The sequence below is a fragment of the Rhizobium sp. 2MFCol3.1 genome (genome assembly GCF_000377565.1).
In the GTDB taxonomy this organism is placed as follows: Bacteria; Pseudomonadota; Alphaproteobacteria; order Rhizobiales; family Rhizobiaceae; genus Rhizobium.
Genome location: NZ_KB898356.1, coordinates 230,516 through 248,014 on the forward strand (window position 1 = coordinate 230,516; position 17,499 = coordinate 248,014).

26 protein-coding genes and 2 tRNA genes are annotated in these 17,499 nt (G+C 60.5%); 20 read left to right on the forward strand and 8 right to left on the reverse strand.

Translation table 11 applies throughout. The features are described 5' to 3' along the window. Nucleotides 1-46 precede the first annotated feature (46 nt). The 5 genes from mscL to D460_RS0109785 all read left to right on the forward strand — a co-directional run bounded on the left by mscL (nt 47) and on the right by D460_RS0109785 (nt 4,906). A complete protein-coding gene (mscL, locus tag D460_RS0109765) occupies nt 47-484 on the forward strand; it encodes a large conductance mechanosensitive channel protein MscL (RefSeq protein ID WP_018898360.1) in 438 nt (145 codons plus the stop codon). Between the two features lie 122 nt (nt 485-606). After that, a complete protein-coding gene (locus tag D460_RS0109770; protein WP_018898361.1) occupies nt 607-1,773 on the forward strand; it encodes a pyridoxal phosphate-dependent aminotransferase in 1,167 nt (388 codons plus the stop codon). 15 nt (nt 1,774-1,788) lie between these two features. Continuing rightward, nucleotides 1,789-2,442: an HD domain-containing protein gene (locus D460_RS0109775; RefSeq protein WP_018898362.1), complete on the forward strand. Its 654-nt coding sequence runs from the start codon at nt 1,789-1,791 to the stop codon at nt 2,440-2,442. A gap of 176 nt (nt 2,443-2,618) precedes the next feature. Beyond that, nucleotides 2,619-3,653, forward strand: coding sequence for a UDP-glucose 4-epimerase GalE (galE, locus tag D460_RS0109780; RefSeq protein ID WP_018898363.1), 1,035 nt, complete (start codon nt 2,619-2,621; stop codon nt 3,651-3,653). A 188-nt stretch (nt 3,654-3,841) separates the two neighbouring features. Beyond that, on the forward strand, nt 3,842-4,906 hold the full coding sequence (locus D460_RS0109785) for an enoyl-CoA hydratase/isomerase family protein (RefSeq protein WP_018898364.1): 1,065 nt from the start codon (nt 3,842-3,844) through the stop codon (nt 4,904-4,906). A 6-nt stretch (nt 4,907-4,912) separates the two neighbouring features. Here the strand turns inward: D460_RS0109785 and D460_RS0109790 are convergent, their stop codons facing one another. Then, complete coding sequence (locus tag D460_RS0109790) at nt 4,913-5,191, reverse strand: hypothetical protein (protein ID WP_196809328.1); 279 nt, start codon at nt 5,189-5,191, stop codon at nt 4,913-4,915. 165 nt (nt 5,192-5,356) lie between these two features. Between D460_RS0109790 and D460_RS0109795 the strand changes: the two genes are divergently transcribed. Beyond that, on the forward strand, nt 5,357-5,620 hold the full coding sequence (locus tag D460_RS0109795) for a hypothetical protein (RefSeq protein ID WP_018898366.1): 264 nt from the start codon (nt 5,357-5,359) through the stop codon (nt 5,618-5,620). 149 nt (nt 5,621-5,769) lie between these two features. After that, nucleotides 5,770-6,030 carry a hypothetical protein gene (locus D460_RS0109800; protein WP_018898367.1) on the forward strand — a complete coding sequence of 87 codons (261 nt, stop codon included), beginning with the start codon at nt 5,770-5,772 and terminating at the stop codon, nt 6,028-6,030. A gap of 327 nt (nt 6,031-6,357) precedes the next feature. Here D460_RS0109800 and D460_RS0109805 read toward each other — a convergent pair whose 3' ends face one another. The 3 genes from D460_RS0109805 to D460_RS35900 form a co-directional block, all read right to left on the reverse strand. Continuing rightward, complete coding sequence (locus D460_RS0109805; protein WP_018898368.1) at nt 6,358-6,600, reverse strand: DUF982 domain-containing protein; 243 nt, start codon at nt 6,598-6,600, stop codon at nt 6,358-6,360. 210 nt (nt 6,601-6,810) lie between these two features. Next, nucleotides 6,811-7,065, reverse strand: coding sequence for a hypothetical protein (locus tag D460_RS0109810; RefSeq protein ID WP_018898369.1), 255 nt, complete (start codon nt 7,063-7,065; stop codon nt 6,811-6,813). Between the two features lie 133 nt (nt 7,066-7,198). Next, nucleotides 7,199-7,342: a hypothetical protein gene (locus D460_RS35900; RefSeq protein WP_018898370.1), complete on the reverse strand. Its 144-nt coding sequence runs from the start codon at nt 7,340-7,342 to the stop codon at nt 7,199-7,201. Nucleotides 7,343-7,576: 234 nt separating this feature from the next. Here D460_RS35900 and D460_RS0109820 point away from each other — a divergent pair, with 234 nt between their 5' ends. Further along, on the forward strand, nt 7,577-7,906 hold the full coding sequence (locus D460_RS0109820; protein ID WP_018898371.1) for a hypothetical protein: 330 nt from the start codon (nt 7,577-7,579) through the stop codon (nt 7,904-7,906). Between the two features lie 134 nt (nt 7,907-8,040). Here the strand turns inward: D460_RS0109820 and D460_RS0109825 are convergent, their stop codons facing one another. Next, the gene (locus D460_RS0109825; protein ID WP_026282981.1) at nt 8,041-8,547 is read right to left on the reverse strand and encodes a hypothetical protein; all 507 of its coding nucleotides are present in this window, start codon (nt 8,545-8,547) and stop codon (nt 8,041-8,043) included. A 319-nt stretch (nt 8,548-8,866) separates the two neighbouring features. After that, nucleotides 8,867-8,941: transfer RNA gene (locus D460_RS0109830), tRNA-Thr, on the reverse strand. Nucleotides 8,942-9,094: 153 nt separating this feature from the next. Between D460_RS0109830 and D460_RS0109835 the strand changes: the two genes are divergently transcribed. The 10 genes from D460_RS0109835 to D460_RS0109880 all read left to right on the forward strand — a co-directional run bounded on the left by D460_RS0109835 (nt 9,095) and on the right by D460_RS0109880 (nt 15,107). Beyond that, on the forward strand, nt 9,095-9,289 hold the full coding sequence (locus D460_RS0109835) for a hypothetical protein (RefSeq protein ID WP_018898373.1): 195 nt from the start codon (nt 9,095-9,097) through the stop codon (nt 9,287-9,289). A gap of 104 nt (nt 9,290-9,393) precedes the next feature. Further along, nucleotides 9,394-10,686, forward strand: coding sequence for a UDP-N-acetylglucosamine 1-carboxyvinyltransferase (gene murA, locus D460_RS0109840; protein WP_018898374.1), 1,293 nt, complete (start codon nt 9,394-9,396; stop codon nt 10,684-10,686). 162 nt (nt 10,687-10,848) lie between these two features. Continuing rightward, nucleotides 10,849-11,286, forward strand: coding sequence for a DUF2948 family protein (locus tag D460_RS0109845; RefSeq protein ID WP_018898375.1), 438 nt, complete (start codon nt 10,849-10,851; stop codon nt 11,284-11,286). A 38-nt stretch (nt 11,287-11,324) separates the two neighbouring features. Beyond that, entirely contained in the window at nt 11,325-12,623 is a 1,299-nt protein-coding gene (gene hisD / locus D460_RS0109850) for a histidinol dehydrogenase (RefSeq protein WP_018898376.1), read from the forward strand. 3 nt (nt 12,624-12,626) lie between these two features. Further along, a complete protein-coding gene (locus tag D460_RS0109855) occupies nt 12,627-13,100 on the forward strand; it encodes a UPF0262 family protein (protein ID WP_018898377.1) in 474 nt (157 codons plus the stop codon). Between the two features lie 5 nt (nt 13,101-13,105). Beyond that, the gene (locus D460_RS0109860) at nt 13,106-13,582 is read left to right on the forward strand and encodes a low molecular weight phosphatase family protein (protein WP_018898378.1); all 477 of its coding nucleotides are present in this window, start codon (nt 13,106-13,108) and stop codon (nt 13,580-13,582) included. A gap of 130 nt (nt 13,583-13,712) precedes the next feature. Continuing rightward, nucleotides 13,713-13,931, forward strand: a complete 219-nt coding sequence (gene infA / locus D460_RS0109865) for a translation initiation factor IF-1 (RefSeq protein WP_003545338.1) — start codon at nt 13,713-13,715, stop codon at nt 13,929-13,931. Between the two features lie 56 nt (nt 13,932-13,987). Next, nucleotides 13,988-14,608 carry a Maf-like protein gene (locus tag D460_RS0109870; protein WP_018898379.1) on the forward strand — a complete coding sequence of 207 codons (621 nt, stop codon included), beginning with the start codon at nt 13,988-13,990 and terminating at the stop codon, nt 14,606-14,608. Between the two features lie 32 nt (nt 14,609-14,640). Further along, nucleotides 14,641-14,850, forward strand: a complete 210-nt coding sequence (yacG, locus tag D460_RS0109875; protein ID WP_018898380.1) for a DNA gyrase inhibitor YacG — start codon at nt 14,641-14,643, stop codon at nt 14,848-14,850. Nucleotides 14,851-15,031: 181 nt separating this feature from the next. Continuing rightward, nucleotides 15,032-15,107 (forward strand) — tRNA-Phe (locus D460_RS0109880). Between the two features lie 120 nt (nt 15,108-15,227). On the opposite strand, the gene D460_RS0109885 is transcribed toward D460_RS0109880, so the two are convergent. Continuing rightward, nucleotides 15,228-16,208: a flagellin gene (locus D460_RS0109885; protein ID WP_018898381.1), complete on the reverse strand. Its 981-nt coding sequence runs from the start codon at nt 16,206-16,208 to the stop codon at nt 15,228-15,230. A gap of 329 nt (nt 16,209-16,537) precedes the next feature. Between D460_RS0109885 and D460_RS0109890 the strand changes: the two genes are divergently transcribed. Further along, nucleotides 16,538-16,807 carry a hypothetical protein gene (locus D460_RS0109890; protein WP_018898382.1) on the forward strand — a complete coding sequence of 90 codons (270 nt, stop codon included), beginning with the start codon at nt 16,538-16,540 and terminating at the stop codon, nt 16,805-16,807. 197 nt (nt 16,808-17,004) lie between these two features. Next, complete coding sequence (locus D460_RS0109895) at nt 17,005-17,196, forward strand: hypothetical protein (protein ID WP_245267731.1); 192 nt, start codon at nt 17,005-17,007, stop codon at nt 17,194-17,196. Between the two features lie 37 nt (nt 17,197-17,233). Here D460_RS0109895 and D460_RS0109900 read toward each other — a convergent pair whose 3' ends face one another. Then, complete coding sequence (locus tag D460_RS0109900; protein WP_018898384.1) at nt 17,234-17,482, reverse strand: hypothetical protein; 249 nt, start codon at nt 17,480-17,482, stop codon at nt 17,234-17,236. Nucleotides 17,483-17,499: the final 17 nt, after the last annotated feature.

Genomic DNA, 17,499 nt, shown 5'->3' on the forward strand with positions numbered 1-17,499 from the left:
AAAACAACAGCCTGCCATCAAACTGCATCAGAGGGAGACAGATCGCATGCTCAACGAGTTCAAAGCGTTTATTGCTCGCGGCAACGTCATGGACCTTGCCGTCGGTGTCATCATCGGTGGTGCGTTCGGCGGCATCGTCAAATCGTTGGTCGACGACGTCATCATGCCGATCGTCGGCGCCATCTTCGGTGGCTTCGATTTCTCCAACTACTTCATTGGCCTCTCGTCCAACGTCAACGCGCCGACGCTGGCCGCTGCCCGCGCGCAGGGCGCCGTTCTCGCTTACGGCAGCTTCATCACCGTTCTCATCAACTTCCTGATTCTTGCCTGGATCATCTTCCTGATGGTCAAGGGCGTGAACACGCTGCAGAAGCAGGTCGAGCGCCAGAAGAAGGTTGCTCCGGAAGATGCACCGCCGCCGCCGGCCGACGTCGCCCTTCTCACCGAAATCCGCGACCTGCTGGCCAAGCGCCCCACGGTCTGATGTCTTAAGAGCCCTGCCGGATGAGGCAGGGCTCACCCATCACGGAAATCGATCGGCCATCACCGATTGTCATGGGATTCGCCCGCGCATTTGTTTTATGTAGGCGAAAACCGGAGTGATGCATGTCGATCGTCAATAGCCTCAGCCCGCGCGCCATCCAGGCGCCTGAAAGCGGGATCGTCGAAGTCGTAAATTATGCCCGTGGCCGCGATGGCCTCTTGCCGCTTTGGGTTGGCGAAGGCGATCTTCCGACCCCCGATTTCGTCAATCAGGCGGCCATGACGGCGCTTTCGGCCGGCGAGACCTTCTACACTTACCAGCGCGGCATCCCCGAACTGCGCCAGGCGCTCTCCGATTATTACGCTCGCCACTTCGGCATAAACCTTCCCGTCGAGCATTTCTTCGTCACCGGCTCCGGCATGCAGGCGATCCAGATCGCGGTGCAGGCGATGACCTCGCCCGGCGACGAGCTGGTCTATTTGACGCCTGCTTGGCCGAACATCGCCGCCGCGCTCGAAATCGCCGGCGCCCGTTCCGTCGGCGTGCAGCTCGACTTCGAAGGCGGCAAATGGGCCGTCGACCTCGACCGCATCGCCGCCGCGATCACGCCGAAGACCAAGGCGCTCTTCATCAACACGCCCTCCAACCCGACCGGCTGGACCGCGACGCGGGAAGATCTCGCCGCCATCCTCGGCCTTGCCCGCAAGCATGGTCTCTGGATCATGGCGGACGAAATCTACGCCCGCTACTATTTCCCCGGCGACCGCGCAGCCTCGTTCCTCGATGTGATGGAAGCGGGCGACAAGGTCATGTTCGTCAATTCCTTCTCGAAGAACTGGTCGATGACCGGCTGGCGCGTCGGCTGGGTCGTGGCGCCGCCGGAGACGGGGCAGGTGCTTGAGAACCTGATCCAGTATTCGACCTCTGGCGTTGCCCAGTTCATGCAGCGGGGCGCCGTCGCCGCCTTGAACGAAGGCGATGCCTTCGTTCAAGCCAATATCGACAAGGCAAGGCGCTCGCGCGATATCCTCTGCGACGCGCTGATTGCGACCAACCGGGTGCAGACGCTGAAGCCCGATGGCGCGCTCTATGCCTTCCTGAAGATCGACGGCGTCACCGACAGCCGCAAGGCGGCGATCGATATCGTCGACAAGACCGGCGTCGGCCTGGCGCCCGGAACCGCCTTCGGCCCCGGCGGCGAGCTCTTCATGCGCGCCTGCTTCCTGCGCGATCCCGCCCAGATCCAGACCGCGGCCGACAGGCTCTGCGACTATATCCTGAAGCTCTGAACCGGGAGCATCCGCATGTCCGAAAAGATCACCGCTGACCATCTGGAAGGCTTTCTCGGCAATCGACGCCTTATGGAGCAGCTGGCCTTCATTCTCGAGGTCGAGAAGCTGAAGACGATCCTGCGCCGCACGTCGCTGCTCGATCGCTCGCGCGTCGAGACCGACGCCGAGCACACCTGGCAGATTGCGCTGATGGCGGCGGTGCTTGCAGAACATTCGAGCGAGCCGATCGATCTGCTGCGCGTCTTGAAGATGCTGCTGATCCACGACATCGTCGAAATCGATGCCGGCGACACCTTCGCCTATGACGCGGTTGCCCGCACCAGCCAGGCCGAGCGCGAACTGCGCGCCGCAGACCGCATCTTCGCTCTGCTTCCCGCCGATCAGGCTGTCGAGTTCCGCGCGCTCTGGGATGAGTTCGAGGAGAAGCGCACCAGCGATGCGCGCTTCGCCAACGCCATGGACCGCTTCCAGCCGCTGCTCCACAATTTCTTCACCGGCGGTGGCACCTGGCATACGGCCGGCGTCACCGAGCCAGACGTCGTCAGGCGCATGGAGCCGATAGCCATCGCTTCGGGCACGCTCGGAGACCTTACCGAACGGCTGATCGCGCTCGCCGTCGAACAGGGCTTCCTGGCTCCCCGGGCCGGATTCAAACCGGGTGTTTGAACTCTCGATGCGGCCGAAACGGCCACATCGATAAAATTCTAGCGAACCTGCAAATCAGCCCCTAACCACACCGGTAAACTTCGCCCCGGCGGATGCCCCAGTGGGGCCGCTTATTCGAATTTCGGAAAGGAAAGCCGGGTCAGATGCCCCCGTGAGATGAAACGGGAGTGCGGGACATGGCAATTCTGGTGACGGGTGGCGCTGGCTATATCGGCAGTCATATGGTCTGGACATTGCTGGATGCGGGCGAGCAGGTCGTCGTGCTCGATCGCCTCTCCACGGGCTTTCGTTGGGCCGTGGCGCCGGAAGCGCGCTTCTATCTCGGCGATGTCGCCGATGCCGAATTGCTCAAGACCATCTTCATCGAAAACGACATCGAGGCGATCATTCATTTCGCCGGCTCCGCTGTCGTCCCGGCCTCGGTTGCCGATCCGCTCTCCTATTACGACAACAATTCCGGCAAGACCCGCGCGCTGATGAGCGCTGCGGTCAGCGCCGGCATCCGCCATTTCGTCTTCTCCTCCACCGCCGCCGTCTACGGTCCGCAGAAGACGTCGGACCCGGTCAAGGAAGACGCATCGCTGAACCCGGAAAATCCTTACGGCCAGTCGAAGCTGATGACCGAGTTCATGCTGCGCGATGCCGCCGCCGCTTATGACTTCAACTATGTGGCCCTGCGCTATTTCAACGTCGCCGGCGCCGACCCGCTCGGCCGCGCCGGGCAGTCGACCTCGGGCGCGACGCATCTGATCAAGGTTGCCTGCGAGGCAGCCCTTGGCCGCCGTGACAGCGTCAGCGTCTACGGCCTCGATTATCCGACGCATGACGGCACCGGCGTTCGCGACTACATCCACGTGAGCGATCTGGCCGAGGCGCACCTCAGAGCCCTGCAGCACCTGCGCGGCGAGCGCGGTTCACTCGTTGCCAATTGCGGCTATGGCGCCGGCTACTCGGTGCTCGACGTGCTGAACATGGTGACGCGCCTGCACGGCCACGCCTTCAAGATCCACATGGCCCCACGTCGCCCGGGCGATTCCGCCAGTGTCGTCGCCGACGCCACGCTCGCGAACCGCGTGCTCGGCTGGACCCCGCGATACGATTCGCTCGAGACGATCGTGCGTAGCGCGCTCGATTGGGAACTGTCTCTTATGAACCGCAACGTCGAGGATCTGCAGGGCCTGCACCGCGCGCTCGCCGCCGCCTCCTTCTAAGCGCCAAAACTGTTGCAGTCTTGCGACCGCCAACGCTCGTCAGCATCTTCCTGATATCATAGCCATCGACTATCCGGCCGAGCGCGATAAGTTTGTGTACAAGCAGCGCAATTCGCTGACGGCATGAACTTGGAATCGCAATTTGGCGCGGCCGCATCGATCGCGGCTTACGCCGCAAGGAGGCCCGGATGCACGACAAAGTCGATCAGCGCGAGGTTATTGCCGAGCGACAGGGTTCCGCCGGCATCATCCGCCTCAACAGGCCGAGAGCGCTGAACAGCCTGACCCTCGACATGGTCCGTTCGATCGACGCGGCGCTCTCCGAATTCGCGGCCGATGCCGATGTGGCGACGGTTATCATCATGGGCGAGGGCGAGCGTGGCTTCTGCGCCGGGGGCGATATCCGCGCGCTGCACGAAAGCGGCCGTGCCGGCACGGCGCTGGCGGAAGATTTCTGGCGCCAGGAGTTCCACCTCAATCACCGCATTGCCGCCTATCCCAAGCCCTATGTGGCGCTGATGGACGGCATCACCATGGGGGGCGGCGTCGGTCTTTCCTCGCATGGCCGCCACCGCGTGGTCACCGAACGCACCCGCTTTGCCATGCCCGAAACGGGGATCGGCTATTTCCCCGATGTCGGCGCCACATGGCTGTTGCCGCACGCCCTCGGCGAGGTCGGTATCTGGATGGGGCTGACAGGCCTTGAGGTCGGAGCGGCCGACGTGATCCATGCCGGGCTCGCCGATGTCCAGGTCGCCTCGTTCCAGTTGCCCGAGCTTGTCGATACATTGGCCGGCCTGTCGCGTGGCGCAAGCTCGCGCGATGTCGATGTCGTCCTGAAGAACCTGTCAACCGATCCGGGCAAAGGGCCGCTGCGGCTCAATAGCAGCCTGATCGAACGCACCTTCCGCTTCGGCACGGTCGGCGACATCATCGCGGCGTTGAAAGCGGAGCCATCGGATTTCGCGGCGGAAACGCTGCGTGCCATCCAACTGCGCTCGCCAACCAGCCTGGCGCTGACGCTGCGCCTGCTGCATGAGGGCAAGCAGAGCCGCAGCTTGGCCGAGTGCCTGCGCCGCGAATTCAGCGCCTGTCTGGGCATCCTGCAAAGCCCCGATTTCTACGAGGGTATCCGCGCCGCCGTCATCGACAAGGATCGCAAGCCGAAATGGACACCGGCCACGATCGAAGCGGTCGAGCCCGCCGCGATCGACCGTTTTCTGCGTCCGGCGGATCCGCCGCTTGCGCTGTAAGGACGCTTACATCGGGAAATCAGGAATGGCTTCGCGCCGGGTGAGCTTCAACGTCCTGTCGGGCTGCAGAATATAGGTTTCCAGCTGCTTCGTTCCGGTTGAATCGTAGAACGTATTGTGGACGACGCTGCCCGGTGGAGACTTGGTCAGCTTCGTGCGCGGCTGTCCGCCATAGGTGATGCTCCCGGGGACGGGCTTCACCTCCGCCGTCTCGCTGGTGGTGCAGCCAGCCAGAAGACCAGCCATAACGAATGTTGCCGCAACGGCCGATATCACGCGTTTCATCGCGATCACCCCACATGTCTATGCTGTTGATATGGCTCGCTTCGCTTGAAGCGCCAAGAGGTATTTGGATTTTCTTCTCGAAAATACTCCAACGATAGCGCCCGCACTGCAACGAAATGCGGCGCTGCAGCGTTAAGCAGCAGAACAATTCGCTTGGAGGCGAAGATGGTACAGCTGTTCCAGATTTTGACGGGGCACGAGGATCAGTGCGAACGAGGCCACAGCCAGTCGTCGATGCGGGCCGCGATCGAAAGCGCGCTGAGCGCCGATCCGGACCTCGATTGCACCGAGATCACGGTCACCATGATTGGCCAATACGCTGTGCTCGAGGGCTTTGCGCACAGTGCCGGCGACATCGTTTGCGCCATGATGATCGCCGAGGACGTCGTGGGACAAGGCAACGTGCAGAGCCGAATGCTGCGCCGATGATGCTCTCCTTTTGTCGCCGCTGCGCTGTTTCGGTCAATACTGTAAGATGGAAGTAGAAAAACGTTAACGCATTTGAAAGTGGCGGCGGTTTCACGGAACTAAACTAACGGCTGTTCCGTTACTGGGATAATCAAACATGGGAGAATGGCATGACGCGCTTTCTTCGACTTGGGATGCCCGCCTTAGCGCTGATGACTGGCGCCTTTGCCTTGCCGGCCGCCGCTTCGCTCGAGATCGACAGTAACTATTCGGCGCTGCAGCGCGATGATGTCGTGCTCGCCCAGTATGGCGATGCGACCGCCTGTGTTCCCGCCGCCGCGCACTACGTCCCGTCTTTCATTCGCGCCAATGACGGCACGATCATCGGTGTGGGCTATGTGGAAGTGGCAAGCGCTGATACCGGGTGCTGATATCAGGTAATGCTCAATTAACCAGCCTGCCGTAGGCGCGCCGCGTTGATACGCGGTCTTTAACGATCGTGTCACGGCGGCGCTCGGCCGCTTTGTGTAACTGATTGTTTTGAGAGGAATATACGAGGCCCGCCTGCGCTTTTCACACAGAGGGTGACGAGCCTCTGACCATCATCATGATGGCTGAAAGTGTTCTAGTAAGCGTTGCGCGCACAAGACAACCAGCTTCGTCCGGCTACCCCCGACAAGCTCCGGCAAGGGTTAAGCAAAAATCAACTCTGCTTTATTTCGAGCCACTTGTGGACCGTTCTGGCCCGCCAGGTGCTTCTAGTGGACGTGAAGCCTTGCTTCTTCGGCCGCTGCGACGAACTCCGCGCGCGCTTCTTCCACGCTCTTGCGGCCGTCAAGGGCGGCTCGGCACGTGCTGCGTGCCTTCAGGTAGCGCAGGCCGCGAACATTGGGCCAGAGTTCGGTCAGGCATGTCAGCGCGTCGAACGGGCCGGATATCGTCCGCGCACCGGTGGTTTCGAAGCCGACCTGGATAGGATCATTCCACTTTTCGCTTGCCATTTGCGCACTCCTCCATTGCTCACGCCAGGTACTCTGCAGCGTTCTGCCTGCTCCTCCCGCAAAGCAGTGTGCGGAAGCATTTTAGCGATAATTCACAAACCCGCAAATGGGAAAAGACATACGCGTTCGGCGTAACGAACCAAAGACGTATGAAAGACAAGCACCCGGCCATGTGACCGAGTGCTTGAAACAATCAGCAAACGTGGGCGTTTAGCTGCAGACGCGGGTGGTCTTGGTCACGATCCGGCCGTGGCTGTGATACTTCACGGTCTTCATGCGGCAATTGTAGCGCACCGGATGATGGCGGTTGGAATGGCCGTAATAGGGGCGGGGCTGGTAGCGATCGTGATACCCGTGATAGCCGGGCTGACCGATTCTCACCGTCACGCTATCGGCAAAGGATGGCATTGCGGTTGCGCTGAGCGATGCGATGGCCACGGCGGCAGCGATAATAAGCTTCTTCATGCTAGTCTCCATTCATAACAGCGTTGACGAAACGTTCGTATCGAGAATTTGTTCAATACGAATAATAAGCGCAGCATGAATGTGAGCTGAGAGGCGTGTTCATGTCCGGGTCATCCCGGAGGAGGGCCGAGCCTTATGGTGCGATGGTGTAGACGAACACGGCTTTATAGACGGCGAGCGCACCGAAAACGGCGGTGATGGCAGCCAGAACCATGGCGATCAAAATGATCGCCTTCGTGCCCTTGCCGTTCTGCTGTTCGTTGTCGTCGGTGCTCATGGTCGTCTCCTGCGGGTCGCCCGGCTCACTGGTGGTCTCGGCCGGCGAAGCCGTTAGCGCCACGTCTTAACCAGTCGGCCGCTTTTTCGCAAACCGGGATATCTGATGCCGAATGTCGCAGCGGAAAGCGTGGCCACAATTCACGATTGCGGCAAATCGCGGAACAAACCCGTTGTGGCCGGGTTGTCCACACGTAACCCGATAGTGAAAACCGACGAGGAAGAGGAAATTCCCATGCGAACGTCTGTCATCACGGCGGCCATTTTTGCCGCGGGCCTGGCCACATCGGCCTTCGCGCAATCCAACCCCGATTCGATCGGCCCCACCAATGGCGGCTCGACCGGCTCAAGCGCCGGAACATTTTCCAGCGATTACACGAGCAGCGACAACGGCACCCATCCCGTAACAGTCACGCCCGTCGACCCGACGACCACCCAGTCGATCACGGCTCAGCCGAAGACGCTCGACTGCCCATCCATGCCCCGCGCCAACTCGGGCGTAGACACCCGCGGCGGCGAAAGCGGCGCCTCGATCAGCGATGCCTGCCGCGAGTACGACAACTAAGGTGGATAAACATCCGCAATCAAAAAGGGGCCGGCTTGTTCGGCCCTTTTTGCTGAGCACACGTAAGCATGCGTTAGTCAAACGTACGATGCCGATCTGTTTTAACGAAGACGCCGCTACCCTGTAGGCGATCGTTACTCAACCTCCCTCTTGGATCTAGATTCCTTCACCTGCTTTGCAGCTTCGGCCAGGATCTTACGACTGGCCCAGTGAGTGCGCCCAAATCCATCCGATACGCCGACTTGTCTGAAGTCCCCATCAAGGAACGTCGACGTGAGTGGGAAGACAAACGTTGCTCCGTTTCCGACCTCAATGCGATCTTTGGGCACATTGTGGGCGAGATGTGCATAGTCGGGGTGGATGTACGCGGACAGCTTTCCACGCTTCCGGGCAAACCAGCCGGGTCGTGCATAGGTGCCTATTACCCGGTTGGGAATGGGTCCGAGGTTAGTTGCCTCAACGAAAATGTCGGGCCCGATGATTGTTTTCCCGTCTGGCATGAAGATGTTTTTTACCGAAATATAAACGCGAAACTTTGGCTTCTGAATCACATCGCGGTATACGGCCCATCCAGCAACAAATGCTGATACGATAAAGGACGCGCCCGAAAGACATAAGGTGATGATTTCGTTCGTAGTCATGAACCGCCAGATCAAATTGAAATGATAGAGCGACTATTATCACATTTCTCACGTCGACAGCGTGCTCAACGAGCCACGCATCGACTGCGGTCGCCACCTTGTCGCCTTGAGTTGATACTCATCCCGGGGCTAAGCTCTGTCTTCCGAGTGCAGAACTTCACTTCCGTTCGTCAACTCCCAGAGATCTAAGGAACGATAAGAGGATGTACTGCACGGATTATCTGTGCAATTCGCGGTATGTTCTGGTGTTTGAAGCGGTTTCTCGCAGCGATGCTGTCTTGCGATCCGCAGTTTTCTGTTTGATTTTATTTAAGAAAACTGGTGCTGCCGAGTGGGATTGAACCACCGACCTCACCCTTACCAAGGGTGTGCTCTACCACTGAGCTACGGCAGCGAGGACCAGACGCTGGCAACCGAAGCGGCTGCGTTGCGTGAACGGGGCGGCTATTGCCACAGCTTCGGGACGAGCGCAAGACGCAATTTCAAACTTATGTCAGTTTCACGTCGCCACTTTTGGATTGCCGCGAATTCGGGTAAGCCATGAAACATGACCGAAGACACTGAAAATGCCCGCAAGGGCCGCAAAGACGCGATCGAACAGCAGGCGAAATTGCGCCGCGATCGGGCCGCGGAAAAATTGCGGGAAAATCTTTCCCGCCGCAAACAGCAGACGCGTGCGCGCCGTTCCGGCCAGGCCGACGAGACAAATGGACTGCCTGCCGCAAAAATGGACGAATCGTAATGTTCCGTCCGCTTCGAATTGAAGCCTTCGCGGATTTCGTCTAAAGACCCGCATCCTTTTAAAAGACAGAGTTTCAGAAAGGCGGGCGTGGCCCGTAAGCGCTTATGGATCGTATCAGAATTGTCGGCGGTAATGAGCTTAACGGCATCATTCCCATTTCCGGCGCCAAGAATGCCGCCCTGCCGCTGATGATCGCCTCGCTTTTGACCAGCGATACGCTGACGCTCGAAAACGTGCCGCACCTGGCCGATGTCGAGCAGCTGCTGCGCATCCTCGGCAACCACGGCGTCGACGTTTCGGTCAATGGCCGCCGCGAGCGCCAGGAAGACAGCTACTCGCGCACGATCCACTTCACCTGCCGCACCATCGTTGACACGACCGCGCCTTACGAGCTGGTCTCGAAGATGCGCGCCTCCTTCTGGGTCATCGGCCCGCTTCTGGCGCGTGAAGGCCAGTGCCGTGTTTCGCTGCCCGGCGGTTGCGCCATCGGCACGCGCCCGGTCGATCTCTTCCTCGACGGCCTGACGGCGCTCGGCGCGACGCTCGATATCGACAGCGGCTATGTCAACGCCACCGCCCCCAAGGGTGGCCTGATCGGTGCCAAGTACACCTTCCCGAAGGTCTCCGTCGGCGCGACCCACGTCATGATGATGGCGGCCACGCTTGCCCGCGGCACCACCGTCATCGGTAACGCCGCCCGCGAACCTGAGGTCGTCGACCTCGCCAACTGCCTGATCGCCATGGGCGCCAAGATCACTGGCGCCGGCACCTCGACCATCACCATCGAAGGCGTCACCTCGCTGTCGGGCGCCCGCCACCGCGTTCTGCCGGATCGTATCGAGACCGGCACCTACGCCATGGCGGTTGCCATGGCAGGCGGCGATGTCGTGCTTGAAAACACCGATGTGGCGCTGCTCGACACCGCGCTCGAGACGCTGCGCCGCGCCGGCGCTGAGATCTCCGCCACCAACAACGGCATGCGCATCCGCCGCAATGGCGCCGGCATCCGCCCGGTCGATATCGTCACCGATCCGTTCCCGGGCTTCCCGACCGACCTGCAGGCGCAGTTCATGGCGCTGATGACCCGCTCGACCGGCGTGTCGCATGTCACCGAGACCATCTTCGAAAACCGCTTCATGCACGTGCAGGAACTTGCCCGCCTCGGCGCCAAGATCTCGCTGTCGGGCCAGACGGCGAAGATCGAAGGCGTGCCGCGCCTGAAGGGTGCGCCTGTCATGGCGACCGATCTGCGCGCTTCCGTGTCCCTCGTCATCGCCGGTCTTGCGGCTGAAGGCGAGACCATGGTGTCGCGCGTCTATCACCTCGATCGCGGCTTCGAGCGCCTGGAAGAAAAGCTCACGCGCTGCGGTGCGATCGTCGAACGCGTCAGCGAATAAGCGCAACTGTAGACGTAACGAGACAAAGGGCGGTCATTCGCCCTTTGTCCCCGTTGCGCAATGGGCCATAGCGCCTTATGTCCCTTGTCCTACGGCACCGCCATTCCGCGGCGCCGGGTATCGCCATCCCGGTGATATCAGGAACAATGGGGTGCTGCCTGAATGACCGACCTGAAGCTTGTTGCGCTGGATAGCGAAGACCTTGCCGTCGTCTCCGCGCATACGCAGGATAGCGTCTTCAAGGTCGCCGATCTTTCCTGGTCGCCGCGCGATCAGCAGTTTTCCATTGCCGCCAATCGTTTCGTCTGGGAAGAAGCCGGCGCCAAGCGCAAGGGCTTCGAGCGCCGCCGCGCGGCCATCGTCTTCAAGCGCGTGCTGGCCGTCCGCTCCGTCGGCATCAACCAGAAGAACCGCGAGGACGTCCTGTCGTTGCTCGCCATCCGCTTCGAGCAGAAAGGCGAGGGGCCTGAGGGCACCGTGCAGATCGATCTGGCCGCTGGCGCCACCATCGCGCTCGATGTCGAATGCATCGAGGTTCAGCTTGCGGATATTGGCGGCGCATGGGAAACCGCTTCCAAGCCGCGCCATCCCGGCGCCTGAATACGCATTTATCGAAGCATACCGAGAGGAATTGACGCGTGGCAATCTGGTTGGATCAGGCATCGGACGATTTCGGGCAGCGTTTCGCGGCGTTTCTGACGACCAAGCGCGAAATGTCCGAGGACGTGAACACCACCGTTCGCGCCATCATCGATGATGTCCGCGCCCGCGGTGATGCGGCTCTGGCGGAATATTCGCGGAAGTTCGAGGGCATCGATTTCGCAGAGACGCCGATGCGCGTCACCGAAGCGGAAATCGACGCGGCCGTCGAGGCCGTTCCCGCCGAAGTGCTGGGCGCGCTCAAAGTCGCCGCCGTCCGCATCGAATCCCACCACGCCCGCCAGCTCCCCAAGGACGATATCTACGAAGACGCCATGGGCGTGACGCTCGGCTCGCGCTGGACGGCGATCGAGGCAGTCGGCCTTTATGTTCCGGGCGGCACGGCGAGCTATCCGAGCTCGGTGCTGATGAACGCTATTCCGGCCAAGGTCGCCGGGGTCGATCGCGTCGTCATCGTCGTTCCTGCAACGGGCGGCCAGGTCAACCCCGCCGTGCTCGCCGCCGCCAAGCTTGCCGGCGTGACCGAGATCTATCGGATCGGCGGCGCCCAGGCCGTAGCGGCGCTCGCCTATGGCACTGAAACCATCGCGCCGGTCGACAAGATTACCGGCCCCGGCAATGCCTATGTCGCCGCCGCCAAGCGCCACGTCTTCGGCACTGTCGGCATCGACATGATTGCCGGTCCGTCGGAAGTCCTCGTCATCGCCGACAAGGACAACAATCCGGATTGGATCGCAGCCGATCTGCTCGCCCAGGCCGAGCATGATGTCAGCGCCCAGTCGATCCTGATCACCGACGACGCGGCCTTCGGCAAGGCGGTAGAGGCAGCCGTCGAACGCCAGCTGAAGACGCTGAACCGCGCGGAGACGGCGGCAGCCAGCTGGCGCGATTTCGGTGCCGTCATCCTGGTCAAGGAGATCAACGACGCCATTCCGCTCGCAAACCGCATCGCCGCCGAACATCTGGAAATCGCCGTCGCCGATCCCGATGCGCTGGTCGACAAGATCCGCAATGCCGGCGCCATTTTCATCGGTGCGCATACGCCAGAAGTGATCGGCGATTATGTCGGCGGCTCCAACCACGTGCTGCCGACCGCCCGCTCCGCGCGCTTCTCGTCCGGTCTCTCGGTTCTGGATTTCGTCAAGCGCACATCGATCCTGCGCCTCGGGTCGGAACAGCTGCGCACGCTGGGTCCTGCTGCTATCGCGCTTGCCGTATCGGAAGGCCTCGACGCCCACGCGCGGTCGGTTGCGATCCGCCTCAACCTGGAACGGTAAGCGATGGCTGCGGGCGACTTCCGGCTTTGCGACGTCGTCCTGGACGACACCATCGGCCGATCGACGCCCGATGTCGAGCACGAGCGCGCCGTCGCCATCTTCGATCTCATCGAGGAAAACACATTTACGCCCGTCGGCCACGCCGGCGGCCCGTACCGGCTGAATATCTCGCTTGTTGATACCAAGCTGGTCTTTGCCATCACGACGGAAGGCGGCGAGGCGGTCGCCACGCACATCCTGTCGCTGACCCCGTTCCGCCGCATCGTGAAGGACTACTTCATGATCTGCGAGAGCTATTACGAGGCGATCCGTTCCGCCTCTCCAAGCCGCATCGAGGCAATCGACATGGGGCGGCGCGGTATCCATAACGAAGGTTCGCAGACGCTGCAGAACCGGTTGGACGGCAAGATCGAGGTGGATTTCGACACCGCGCGTCGCCTGTTCACGCTGGTCTGCGTTCTCTACTGGCGCGGATGACCGGGATGAGCGAGCTCGAACCGACAAGCGCAAGCATCAGGCCGGGCGCGATCTTGTTCATGTGCGGCATGAACGCCATCCGCTCGCCGATCGCCGAGGCGATTGCCCGTAGTTTGCTGCCATCAAATACCTATATAAGATCTGCCGGCGTTCGCGCCGGCGAACGCGATTCCTTTGTCGATGTGGTGCTTGATGAAATCGGCCTGTCGCTTGGTCGGCATCTGCCGCACACGCTGGAAGATCTCGAAGACGATTATTTCGATGTGATCATCACGCTCTCGCCGCAAGCCCACCATGCAGCGCTGGAACTGACACGTGCGAGCGCCGTCGAGGTGGTCTACTGGCCGACCATGGATCCAACAGTTGCGCAAGGCACGCGGGAGCAGATTCTGGAGAGCTATCGCGAGGTGCGCAATCATCTCGCCGAGCTTATCCAGAACCGTCTATTAGACCGAAGTGGTATCGCCGCGCAGTCCGCATGAAACAAATAAAGGAAACGCGATCAATTTGGTTCACAAACCCCCGTTGATTGTGTAGTTTCCGCCCAAATTTTGAGGCGGCCCCAATCTTGGCCAATGCCGCCATCTCAACCGACAGGAAGAAAACACCTATATGCCTAAAGAAGAAGTCCTCGAGTTCCCGGGTATCGTCACCGAACTTCTGCCGAATGCGACGTTCCGCGTGAAGCTCGAAAACGAGCACGAGATCATCGCCCACACGGCCGGCCGCATGCGCAAGAACCGTATCCGCGTTCTCGCCGGCGACAAGGTTCTTGTGGAAATGACGCCATACGACCTGACCAAGGGCCGTATCACCTACCGCTTCAAGTAAGCTTGATCCGAAAGCCCTAGGGCTTTCGCTTCCGTCTGCCCGGTAGTCGAGGTTCCATGGCGCTCAAATACAAGCTCATTCTGGCTTCGGGTTCCCCCCGCCGCGTTGACCTGCTCAACCAGGCAGGGATCGAGCCCTCGCGCCTGATGCCGATGGATATCGACGAGACGCCGAAGAAGTCGGAGCATCCGCGCTCGCTGGCGCGTCGCCTGTCGACCGAAAAGGCCGAAGCAGCGCTCGCCGCCATCAAGGGCGACATGACCTGGAAGGGCAGCTACATCCTGGCCGCCGATACCGTCGTCGCCGTCGGCCGCCGCATTCTCGGCAAGGCCGAGTTCGCAGACGAGGCCTCGGCCTCGCTCTACCTGCTCTCCGGCCGCAGCCACTGGGTCTATACCGGCGTCTGCCTGGTGACGCCCGATCGCAAGATCCGCCAGAAGATCGTGGAAACCAAGGTGCGCTTCAAGCGTTTGTCCGGTTTCGAGGTCGAAAACTATCTGGCCTCAGGCCAGTGGCGCGGCAAGGCGGGTGCCTACGGCATCCAGGGGCTGGCCGGCACCTTCGTGCAGAAGATGGTCGGCTCCTACACCAACGTCGTCGGCTTGCCGCTGTACGAGACCATTTTGCTTCTGACCGGCGAGGGCTTCGACGTCCATAGCCGGTGGCCCGAGGCTTGAAGCCGGCGGGCCGAAAACCCGAAGGAATTACCATGCCCGATGAAACCAGACAGAGCGCCAAGATCGAACCGCTGCGCAAGGCGCATTCGTGCCCGGAGTGCGGCACGCCCTCGCAGCGCGAGCACTATCCTTTCTGCTCGAACCGTTGCCGCGAAGTCGATCTTTCGCGCTGGCTGACCGGCTCCTACGCCATTCCCGTTGCCGAAGATGAGACGAAGGCTGAGTACCCCGACGAGAACTGATCGCGTTTCCCGCTCGGGAAGCCGTTCAATTTGTTCAATAATTCGGAAAATTCACAGGCCTGTCAAAAAACTCTCATTTGGCGCTTGCCATGGCCGAACAAGATGTTATAACCCCGCTCGCTTCCGGGGAAAACCAAGCCCCTGCAGCTCTCGGAAACGAGAGATGCGCCGAAGCAGGAATGCCCAGATAGCTCAGTTGGTAGAGCAGCGGATTGAAAATCCGCGTGTCCGTGGTTCAAATCCGCGTCTGGGCACCACTCTTTCTCCCCTCGATCAAGTCTCTGCCTCAGCCCATACCAGACGTGCGAAATGCGTCGAACAGCACCCGCGTGTGAGCGAGTGCCGTTGCAAGTTCAAACGGGCTGCGGCGTGGCTTTTTAGCCTTGGAACAGGCTGAGGATGTTGCGTGGCGAGGAGTTGGCGATCGAGAGCGATTGAATGGCCAGCTGCTGCTGTGTCTGCAGCGCCGAGAGCCTTGAGGATTGCTCTTCCATGTCGGCGTCCACGAGGCGGCCAATGCCGCTGTCGATCGAATCGCTGAGCTTCGAGGCGAAGTCGTTCTGCTGGTCCACGGTCCGGCTGAGCGAGCCGATGTCGGAGGCGACCTTCGTCATCTGCTTGGTCATGCCTTCGAGCGTCGAAAGCATGTCATCGAGTTCCGCCGAGGTCGTCGAGTTGTCGATCGTGAGCTCGGTCGCTGTCGGCGGCGCGGTGGCGCCCTTGAGGACCACGTAGTTCTTGGCCGAGCCCGCCTGTATGGCGAAAGCTTCGGTCGACAGAATCCCGTATTCGCCGGATCCGCCATTGTCCACGAAGTACTGGACGTCGGTATCGGTCTGGGGCGGCGGCGTGTTGATCTCGTAGGTCACTGTACCAAGCTTGACCGTGCCGTCGTTGTTTCTGATGAAGGAAGTGACGATCTGCTTGTCGGCGGAATCGACGCCGCTGTTCCAGGAGAGCCAGTTCTGGCCGTTGAACGATGCGGCGCCGAGCGTCGTGGTCAACTGACCCTTCAGCTGCGTGATCTCTTCGTTGACCTTCGTCTTGTCGACGCCAGCCTCGAAAGCCGTAACCAGCTTCGCCTTCATCTCCGACATCACATCGATCGAGGAGGCGATTGCCTCGTAGGTCGTGTCCAGAATGGCGCCGCTCATTCCCAGCGCGTCCTGTACTGCCGAAATGGACTTGTTGTCCGAGCGCATCGTCGTGGCGATCGACCAATAGGCGGCGTTATCGGCGGCCTTTTCGACCCGCAGGCCCGTCGAGATTTGCTTCTGGGTCTCGCCAAGGTTGGAGTTTATCGAACGAAGCGTCTGGAGCGCATTATTCGCGGATATATTCGTGACAATAGACGTCATGAGAAACTCAGAAATGAAACTTTAGATTTATATTGATTTGTGTAATGTGATATTACGCATCTTATAGGTGCCAAAGTATAGCTGTTCTGGTTAATAAAGTGCCTATTGGCTCTGGTGGATTTTATCCAGTTTTGTGCCGCTGACATTGATCCGGTCCCGCCGGGCGCATGTAAAAATCCGAGCAACGATAGAGAAACGGCTCAAGCGCGACGAGGCGGCATCCATCGGCGGCGATCGTTGCCGCGCTCGGCGCAATCCATCTTTTTGATTTGGCGGCAAACGATCAGGCTGCTACAGCGGTCCATCCCGCAGGACCAGCAGAGAGTGACATGGCCAAGACGAAAGAACCGAAGCTCGAGCATTCCGAACTCGCCGGCGAGTTTACCGATGATGGCGTGACCGTTCTGGTCGATATCTTCCGCCCGGCCGGCACCAATGCCGACTGGAAGATGGAAGTCGTGACGCAGGACGACGACCTGATCGAATGGGAAGAGAGCTTCGAGACTGATCGCGACGCTTTCGACGAGTTTCTGGCAACTGTCGAGCGCGACGGCATCCGCACTTTCCTTGATGATGCCGACGAACCATCGGTTCACTAGACGCCGGCCGGGCAGACTTTGACGCCGTGACACTGCTGTGACTGTCGCTTTCAGACTGGAAAATGTCGCTTGCGGAGACCCTTTAAAATAAACCGAAACTAAAGTGGGCCACTCCGAAAGATAAGTGCGCATAAAACGCGCCGGGAACAGCAAACATGAAAGCTTTGGAATACAGAGCCGCTTTGGCGGTCCTGGGATTGACCACTGCTGGAGTGGAAAATCTCTTTGGTGTCGATCAGATCACCAGCCGCCTCTGGGCGACGGGAGAGCAGGATGTGCCGCGCGCCGTGGCGCTCTGCCTGCTTCTGATGGCGTCGCATAACCTGTCGGTCGCGCAGGCGCAGATCCTTGCCGACAGCGTCGACGTGCCACTGGCAAAATCCGCCTGATAACTGGGCCCTACAACTGGGGATGTGGCGAAAGCCCTCAGGCCGCCGGCTGCTGGATCATCTTTTTCAAAACATCGAGAAGCTGTTTGGCGTCGTCATTGGCGCCGAGCACGCGCAGGCGCTCTTCAGCGAGGCTGATGATCGCCTCCATGCTTTCGCGCTCGCTCCAGCCGGAAGCGACACAGGCGCGCGTCAGATCCTCGAACGCGAACTGCATCGCATCCTGGCAGCGCACATCCCGATCGGGATCGTCACTGGTGACAAACGGCCTGTAGATCTCCCGCATCTCAGTTCTCCGCAACT

Coding starts and splice junctions, on each gene's coding strand:
- D460_RS0109860 (WP_018898378.1), top strand. CDS start 13,106: ATGAGCGAGCTCGAACCGACAAGCGCAAGCATCAGGCCGGGCGCGATC.
- D460_RS0109800 (WP_018898367.1), top strand. CDS start 5,770: ATGACGCGCTTTCTTCGACTTGGGATGCCCGCCTTAGCGCTGATGACT.
- galE (WP_018898363.1), top strand. CDS start 2,619: ATGGCAATTCTGGTGACGGGTGGCGCTGGCTATATCGGCAGTCATATG.
- murA (WP_018898374.1), top strand. CDS start 9,394: ATGGATCGTATCAGAATTGTCGGCGGTAATGAGCTTAACGGCATCATT.
- D460_RS0109855 (WP_018898377.1), top strand. CDS start 12,627: ATGGCTGCGGGCGACTTCCGGCTTTGCGACGTCGTCCTGGACGACACC.
- D460_RS0109775 (WP_018898362.1), top strand. CDS start 1,789: ATGTCCGAAAAGATCACCGCTGACCATCTGGAAGGCTTTCTCGGCAAT.
- D460_RS0109835 (WP_018898373.1), top strand. CDS start 9,095: ATGACCGAAGACACTGAAAATGCCCGCAAGGGCCGCAAAGACGCGATC.
- D460_RS0109790 (WP_196809328.1), bottom strand. CDS start 5,191: ATGAAACGCGTGATATCGGCCGTTGCGGCAACATTCGTTATGGCTGGT.
- infA (WP_003545338.1), top strand. CDS start 13,713: ATGCCTAAAGAAGAAGTCCTCGAGTTCCCGGGTATCGTCACCGAACTT.
- D460_RS0109825 (WP_026282981.1), bottom strand. CDS start 8,547: ATGACTACGAACGAAATCATCACCTTATGTCTTTCGGGCGCGTCCTTT.
- D460_RS0109845 (WP_018898375.1), top strand. CDS start 10,849: ATGACCGACCTGAAGCTTGTTGCGCTGGATAGCGAAGACCTTGCCGTC.
- yacG (WP_018898380.1), top strand. CDS start 14,641: ATGCCCGATGAAACCAGACAGAGCGCCAAGATCGAACCGCTGCGCAAG.
- D460_RS0109820 (WP_018898371.1), top strand. CDS start 7,577: ATGCGAACGTCTGTCATCACGGCGGCCATTTTTGCCGCGGGCCTGGCC.
- D460_RS0109870 (WP_018898379.1), top strand. CDS start 13,988: ATGGCGCTCAAATACAAGCTCATTCTGGCTTCGGGTTCCCCCCGCCGC.
- D460_RS0109885 (WP_018898381.1), bottom strand. CDS start 16,208: ATGACGTCTATTGTCACGAATATATCCGCGAATAATGCGCTCCAGACG.
- D460_RS0109900 (WP_018898384.1), bottom strand. CDS start 17,482: ATGCGGGAGATCTACAGGCCGTTTGTCACCAGTGACGATCCCGATCGG.
- D460_RS0109805 (WP_018898368.1), bottom strand. CDS start 6,600: ATGGCAAGCGAAAAGTGGAATGATCCTATCCAGGTCGGCTTCGAAACC.
- D460_RS35900 (WP_018898370.1), bottom strand. CDS start 7,342: ATGAGCACCGACGACAACGAACAGCAGAACGGCAAGGGCACGAAGGCG.
- D460_RS0109785 (WP_018898364.1), top strand. CDS start 3,842: ATGCACGACAAAGTCGATCAGCGCGAGGTTATTGCCGAGCGACAGGGT.
- D460_RS0109810 (WP_018898369.1), bottom strand. CDS start 7,065: ATGAAGAAGCTTATTATCGCTGCCGCCGTGGCCATCGCATCGCTCAGC.
- D460_RS0109770 (WP_018898361.1), top strand. CDS start 607: ATGTCGATCGTCAATAGCCTCAGCCCGCGCGCCATCCAGGCGCCTGAA.
- D460_RS0109795 (WP_018898366.1), top strand. CDS start 5,357: ATGGTACAGCTGTTCCAGATTTTGACGGGGCACGAGGATCAGTGCGAA.
- D460_RS0109890 (WP_018898382.1), top strand. CDS start 16,538: ATGGCCAAGACGAAAGAACCGAAGCTCGAGCATTCCGAACTCGCCGGC.
- mscL (WP_018898360.1), top strand. CDS start 47: ATGCTCAACGAGTTCAAAGCGTTTATTGCTCGCGGCAACGTCATGGAC.